3 protein-coding genes are annotated in these 7,298 nt (G+C 72.2%); all 3 read left to right on the forward strand.

What is annotated here, in order from left to right:
* The first annotated feature begins 55 nt into the window (after positions 1 to 55).
* The 3 genes from ACFYPR_RS12195 (at position 56) to pulA (ending at position 7,127) form a co-directional block, all read left to right on the forward strand.
* Positions 56 to 709 (forward strand): hypothetical protein, encoded by a 654-nt coding sequence (locus tag ACFYPR_RS12195; protein ID WP_387259784.1) that lies wholly within the window; start codon positions 56 to 58, stop codon positions 707 to 709.
* A gap of 113 nt (positions 710 to 822) precedes the next feature.
* Complete coding sequence (locus ACFYPR_RS12200; protein ID WP_387259786.1) at positions 823 to 1,515, forward strand: cellulose binding domain-containing protein; 693 nt, start codon at positions 823 to 825, stop codon at positions 1,513 to 1,515.
* A 110-nt stretch (positions 1,516 to 1,625) separates the two neighbouring features.
* Positions 1,626 to 7,127, forward strand: coding sequence for a pullulanase-type alpha-1,6-glucosidase (pulA, locus tag ACFYPR_RS12205; RefSeq protein ID WP_387259789.1), 5,502 nt, complete (start codon positions 1,626 to 1,628; stop codon positions 7,125 to 7,127).
* Positions 7,128 to 7,298 lie beyond the last annotated feature (171 nt).

The raw sequence follows: 7,298 nt of genomic DNA on the forward strand, positions 1-7,298 counted from the left end.
TCGGTCTGGCCGCCGCTGGCTACGCTGTCGCGTCGGTGGGACGAGGGGAGACCTGATGGCGTCAGGGCCGGACGGTGCGGGGGGTCCGCGGACGGCGCGCGTGCTGCTGTCGGTGCCGTGGATCGTGGTGCTGCTCGGCATCGGCGCGCTGGTGGTGCTGTTGGTGATCGCGCTGTTGTCGTTCCGTACGCGGGAGCGGGAGAGCGCGCCGCAGGCCGCGCCGCCGGTGTTCCTGCCGACCGTGCCGGCTACGGCGTCGTCGGGGGCGACGCCGGGTGGGCTGGAGCGGCGCACGGCGTCGCCGCGGCCGTCGCGCAGCAGTCGGACGCCGTCGCCGCGCGCCACCACGGGTTCGCCGTCGCCGGCCCGGACGAGCGCGGCGGCGAAGGGGGCGGTGACCGCCCGGTACCAGGGCGGTACGGACGGCGGGGACGCGACGGAGGCCGTGCTGTCGGTGACGAACGAGTCGGCCCGGTCGGCGGACTGGCGGGTGGAGTTGGCGTTCGAGGACGCCATGCGGGGCCTGCGGGTCAGCGGTGCTGCGGGGATCTCCGTGTCGGCGCAGGGTGGCGGTGCGTTCGTGGTGAGCGGCGGGGCGGCGCTGGATCCGGGTGACACGCAGACGTTGCGGTTGCGGCTGGCCTGGGACGGGTCGGCGCAGCGGCCGGTGCGGTGCACGGTCAACGGCGTCGACTGTCGCTTCGGCTGAACTGGTGCCGGTGCCGGTGCCGGTGCCGGTGCCGGTGCAGGGCAAGGGCGACGGCGCTTCCGGGCTGGGCCGTCGATCGCTACGCTGCCCGGACGGCCCGCTGAGGGAGGTACATGTCCGGCATGCGTCGCGCGTCGCGACCGTCGCACGGTCCGGCTGCCATCGCGTCGTCGCCGTGGATCGTGGTGTGCGCCGGCCTCGTCGTGATGGTGGTTCTGCTCTTCGTGGCCCTGGGTGCGTACCGGGGGCGTAGTCCGGCTGTCGACGACGGGCCGCCGCCGGCGGGGTTGCCGTTGCCGCAGGCGCCGGTCACGCCGTCCGACCTGTCGTCGACACCGCTGCCGGAGAGGGCGCCGGTGCTGCCGGGGCTGTCGCCGCGGGCGAGCGGGCCGCCCCCGAGCACGCCGGCGATGTCGCGGCCACCGGCGGTCGGCCCGACGGTGGCACCGACCTCGCTGCGACCGTCGGCGGGGGTGCCGCCGCAGCAGCCGCCGGCGGTGAGTGGACGCTACCGGGTGGTGCAGAGCTTCGATGGAGGTTTCATCGGCGAGGTGCTGATCATCAACGCATCCGGTGTGGACCGCGGTTGGACGGTGCGGTTCGAGTTCGCCGGTGGTCGGCTGGTGACCACCTGGGTGGAGGGCGTGCCCCAGGGGACGGTGCGGCAGTTCGACGGCGGTTTCACGTACGTCAGCGGGGTGGACGTGCCGGCCGGCGGGTCGGTGGCGTTGCGGTTCCACCTGGAACGGGCGTCGACGAGGCCGCGAGGCTGCACAGTCGACGGAGCGCGCTGCAGCGGGTTCTGAGCTGTGCTTCCGCAAGGAGACTGCTCGGTTACGACTTTGTTTGCAAGGTATTGCAGATTGTTTCGGCAAGGGTTAGCGTGCGGCCAATCACGACCAGAGGAAGGCCGTCGATGAAACCCCCGCCGATTCCGCGTACCGCCCTGCTCGCGCTCGTCTGCCTGCTCACCTTCACCCTCGTCGGTACGCCGGACTCCGCGCGGCCCCTCGGCGCCGACGCCGACCCCCGACCGTCCGGCACCGACCCCCTCGCCGCGGCCGGCGCCGTCCAGTGGCGCGACGAGCCCACCGCCGAGGCGTTGCTGGCCGCCGGCGCCGACACCGCGCGTGCCGAGCAGTTCTACTTCGTCCTGCCGGACCGGTTCGCCAACGGCGACCGGCGCAACGACTCCGGTGGCCTGACCGGCGACCGGCTGCGCACCGGGCTCGACCCGACCGACAAGGGCTTCTACCACGGCGGTGACCTCAAGGGCGTCATCGACAAGTTGGCCTACATCCAGGGTCTGGGCACCACCGCCATCTGGCTCGCACCGATCTTCAAGAACCGTCCGGTGCAGGGCAAGGGCGACGACATCTCGGCCGGCTACCACGGATACTGGATCACCGACTTCACCCAGGTCGACCCGCACTTCGGCACGAACGCGCAGCTCAAGGAGCTGGTCTCGCTCGCGCACCGGCGGGGGATCAAGGTCTACCTCGACGTCGTGGTCAACCACACCGCCGACGTCATCAAGTACGCCGAGGACTCCTACGCCTACGTGGACAAGGCCACCTCGCCGTACGTCGACGCGCAGGGGCGGGCGTTCGAGGACCGCAACTACGCCGACGGCAGCCGTGACTTCCCCACTGTCGACAGGAACTCCGGCCCCTACACGCCGGTCTTTCCCGAGCCCGGCGACGCCACGGTGAAGGTGCCGGCCTGGCTCAACGACGCGACCATGTACCACAACCGGGGTGACTCCACCTTCTCCGGTGAGAACAGCGAGTACGGCGACTTCAGCGGCCTCGACGACCTGTGGACCGAGCGTCCCGAGGTGGTGCGGGGCATGACGAAGGCGTACGGGGACTGGATCGGCGCGACCGGCGTCGACGGGTTCCGGCTGGACACGGTCAAGCACGTCAACATGGACTTCTGGCCGCAGTTCACCCGGGGCGTCGAGCGGGCCGCCGAGAAGGCCGGCAAGAAGGACTTCTTCCTGTTCGGCGAGGTCTACAGCGCCAACCCGGAGATCACGTCGACGTACGTGCGGCGTGGTGGCCTGCCGGCCACCATCGACTTCGCGTTCCAGGAGGCCGCGCGGGGCTACACGGCGGGCGCCGGCTCGGCGAAGGCCCTCGCCGACGTGTACGCCCGCGACGACCTCTACGCCGCCCGGGACACCGACGCGGGTCGGCTGACCACCTTCCTCGGCAACCACGACATGGGCCGGATCGGGTCGTTCATCGCCGGCGGCGGCACCGCCCCGGCCAGCCACCTGCGCCGGGACCAGCTCGCCCATCAGCTGATGTTCCTCACCCGCGGCCAGCCGGTGGTCTACTCCGGCGACGAGCAGGGCTTCACCGGCCCCGGTGGGGACAAGGACGCCCGGCAGGACATGTTCGCCTCGAAGGTGCCCGACTACCTCGACGACGACCTGCTCGGCACCGACCGCACCCACGCCAGCGACCAGTTCGACACCGGCCACCCGCTGTACCGGACGATCGCCGAGCTGGGCCGGCTGCGCCAGGCGCACCCCGCGCTGCGCGACGGCATCCAGGTCACCCGGTACGCCGCCGACGGCCCCGGCGTGTTCGCCGCCTCCCGGATCGCCCCCGCCGACCGGACCGAGTACGTGGTGGCGGTGAACAACGCCGAGACCGCGCAGACTGTCACCGTGGACACCTGGTCGGCCGGCGCCACCTTCACCGGCATCTACGGCGGATCGGGCGGCCAACAGGCCGGCGCCGACGGCAGGCTGACGCTGACCGTGCCGCCGCTGTCGGCGGCCGTGTACCGCGCGGGCACCGCCATCGCCCGGCCGACCGGCAAGCCGACCATCAGCATCACCACCCCCGCGCCGGGCGCCTCGGTGGCGACCCGCGCGGCGGTCACCGCGAAGGTGACCGGCGACCCGCTGGCCACCGTCACCGTGGCGGCCCGGGTGGCCGGCGGCAGGTGGACGTTGCTGGGCAGCGCCGACCACGCGCCGTACACCGTGCACCACGACCTGGACGGGCTGGCCGGCGGCACCCGGATCGAGTACCGCGCCGTCGTCCGCGACGGCCGTGGCCGCACCGCGACGGCACGGTCCGTCGCCGTCGTCGGCACGCCCGAGCAGGGTGGGTCCCGGGAGTGGGCGGTGGTGCACTACCAGCGTCCGGCCGGGGGGTACGACGACTGGGGGCTGTACGCCTGGGGCGACATCGACCCGGCGTACGTCACCGAGTGGCCGAAGGGGCAGCCGTTCGCCGGGGAGGACTCCTACGGCCGGTTCGCCTGGGTGAAGCTCAAGCCGGGCGCGAAGTCCGTGGGCTTCGTGGTGGTCGACTCCAATGGCACCAAGGACGTCGCCCAGGATCGCAGCATCGACGTGACGGCCACCGGTGAGGTCTGGCTCAAGCAGGGTGACCCGGCGGTCTATCCGAGCAGGCAGGCGGCCACGGGTCAACCGGACCCGGCGGTGGAGGAGGGCACCGCGGTGATCCACTACCGGCGGGCCGACGGCAAGTACGACGGGTGGGGCCTGCACCTGTGGGACGGTGCGGCCAACCCGACCGAGTGGGCGACCCCGCTCGCGCCGACGTCGATCGACGCGTTCGGCGCGGTGTTCCGGGTGCCGCTGGCGGCCGGGGCCACCGGGCTGAACTACATCATCCACAAGGGCGACACCAAGGATCTGCCCGACGACCAGCGGCTCGACTTCGCCAGCGCCGGCCGGGAGGTGTGGTTGCTCGCCGCCACCCCGGGGCGGCTGCTGCCGTCGACCGCGACCAGCGCGGGCGGGGACACCGACATCGGCAAGCAGAAGGCGCAATGGATCGACCGGTCCACAGTGGCCTGGCAGACACCACCGACCGACGGTCGGGTGTACGCCCTGGTGGCCGCCCCCACCGGCGGGGTGAGCGTCGTCGACGGCGAGCTGTCCGGGACGTACACCAGTCTGCCGTTGCGGGCGCAGCGCAACGGGCTCACCGAGGCCCAGCGCGCGGCGTTCCCGCACCTGTGGTCCTACCGGGCCTTCTCCCTCGACCGGGGTGACCTGGCGAAGGTGCCGGCGGCGCTGCGCGGGCAGCTGCTGGTCACCGAGCGCGACGCGGCGGGCGCCCTGCTCGCCGCGACCGGCGTGCAGATTCCCGGCGTGCTCGACGACGTGTACTCCCGGGCCACCCAGGTCACGCTCGGTCCGACCTTCGCCGGCCGTACGCCGAGCCTCGCGCTCTGGGCGCCGACCGCCCGGACGGTGGCGCTGCAACTGTTCGACTCACCCGCCGCGGCGCCGAAGACGGTGCCGATGCGCCGCGACGACCGCACCGGCGTCTGGTCGGTGCGCGGCAGCCACGCCTGGACGGGGAAGTACTACCGCTACCAGGTGCAGGCGTGGCAGCCGGCCGCGCAGCGGATGGTCACCGCGTCGGTGACCGACCCGTACTCGGTGGCTCTCGCCGCGGACTCCACGCACAGCCAGCTGGTCGACCTGAACGATCCGGCGCTGGCCCCGGCGGGGTGGCGGACGCTGCGCAAGCCGGCCGCCGTGCCGGCGTCGAAGGCGCAGATCTCCGAGCTGTCGGTGCGCGACTTCTCCATCGCCGACGAGACCGTGCCGGCGCAGCGGCGGGGCACCTTCCTGGCGTTCACCGACCCGAAAACCGCCGGGATGACCCACCTGCGGGCGTTGGGCGACGCCGGTGTGACGCACCTGCACCTGTTGCCGGCGTTCGACTTCGCCACGATCCCCGAGAAGCGGGCCGACCAGCGCCAGCCGGCCTGTGACCTGGCGGCGCTTCCGCCGGACTCCGAGCAGCAGCAGAAGTGCGTGGCGGCGGTGGCCGAGACCGACGGCTACAACTGGGGCTACGACCCGCTGCACTACACAGTGCCGGAGGGCGGATACGCCGTCGACCCGGTCGGCGCGGCGCGGACCACCGAGTTCCGGCGGATGGTCGCCGGGGTGAACGAGGCCGGCCTGCGGGTGGTCATGGACGTGGTCTACAACCACACCTCGGCGGCCGGCGTCGACGAGAAGTCGGTGCTCGACCAGGTGGTGCCCGGCTACTACCACCGGTTGCTCGACGACGGGACGGTGGCCAACTCCACCTGCTGCGCCAACACCGCGCCGGAACACGCGATGATGGGCAAGCTGGTCGTCGACTCGCTGGTCACCTGGGCCAAGCAGTACAAGGTGGACGGCTTCCGGTTCGACCTCATGGGCCACCACCCGAAGGCGAACATCCTGGCCGTGCGTGCCGCGCTGGACCGGCTGACCGTCGCCCGCGACGGGGTGGACGGCAAGGCGATCATGCTCTACGGCGAGGGCTGGAACTTCGGCGAGGTCGCCAATGACGCCCGGTTCGTGCAGGCCACCCAGGCCAACATGGCCGGCACCGGCATCGGCACGTTCAACGACCGGCTGCGCGACGCGGTACGCGGCGGCGGACCGTTCGACGCCAACCCCCGCGCGCAGGGTTTCGCCTCCGGGCTCTACAGCGACCCCAACGGCGACCCGGTGAACGGGTCGGCGGCGGCACAGAAGGCCCGCCTGCTGCACGCCCACGACCTGATCAAGGTGGGTCTCACGGGCAACCTGCGGGACTACCGGTTCACCGACACCTCCGGGCGGACGGTCACCGGGGCGCAGGTGGACTACAACGGCGCCCCGGCCGGCTACACCGCCGCGCCCGGGGAGGCGGTCACCTACGTCGACGCGCACGACAACGAGATCCTGTACGACGCGCTGGCGTACAAGCTGCCGCAGGCCACCACCGCGGCGGACCGTTCCCGGATGCAGGTGCTGGCGCTGAGCACGGTGGTGCTGGGGCAGGGCACCGGGTTCGTCACCGCCGGCACCGAACGGCTGCGGTCGAAGTCGTTGGACCGCAACTCGTTCAACTCCGGTGACTGGTTCAACCAGATCCGCTGGGGTTGCGAGCGGGGCAACGGGTTCGGCGCCGGCCTGCCGCCGGCGCAGGACAACCAGGACAAGTGGTCGTACGCGAAGCCGCTGCTGGCCGATCCGAAGTTGGTGCCGGACTGCGCCGCGATCAACCTGGCCGACGCCCGGTACGCGGAGCTGCTGCGGATCCGGGAGTCCTCGCCGGTGTTCGGGCTGGCCACCGCCGGCCAGGTGCAGCAGCGGGTCGCCTTCCCGCTCTCCGGCGAGAAGGAGACGCCGGGCGTGCTCACCATGACCCTGGACGCCCGGGGGCTGGACGGGAAGTGGAAGTCGGTGACCGTCGTCTTCAACGCCACCCCTGGGGCCGCGAAGCAGACGGTGACCGGCCTGCGCGGGGCGAACGTGGCGCTGCACCCGGTGCTGCGGGAGTCCGCCGATTCGGTGCTGCGGACCGCCTCGTTCGACCAGGCGAGCGGCACGTTCACCGTGCCGGCGCGCAGCGTGGCGGTCTTCGTCCAGGGCTGATCCCACGACGATCCGGCCCCCTGCCACCGAGGTGGTAGGGGGCCGGACCCTGCGTGGATCCGTTCGCTGACCGTCGGTCAGTTGAAGCAGTCCTTGACGGTGCCGGCGCAGTTGGTGGGGTCGTTGTTGGTGATGGTCGACTTTTCGTCGAGGCGGACCTTGCCGTTGTTG

It is taken from the genome of Micromonospora sp. NPDC005254 (assembly GCF_042872525.1).
In the GTDB taxonomy this organism is placed as follows: domain Bacteria; phylum Actinomycetota; class Actinomycetes; order Mycobacteriales; family Micromonosporaceae; genus Micromonospora.

Excerpts from the sequence above, each read along its gene's own strand:
- pulA (WP_387259789.1), top strand. The coding sequence starts at position 1,626 with ATGAAACCCCCGCCGATTCCGCGTACCGCCCTGCTCGCGCTCGTCTGC.
- ACFYPR_RS12200 (WP_387259786.1), top strand. The coding sequence starts at position 823 with ATGTCCGGCATGCGTCGCGCGTCGCGACCGTCGCACGGTCCGGCTGCC.
- ACFYPR_RS12195 (WP_387259784.1), top strand. The coding sequence starts at position 56 with ATGGCGTCAGGGCCGGACGGTGCGGGGGGTCCGCGGACGGCGCGCGTG.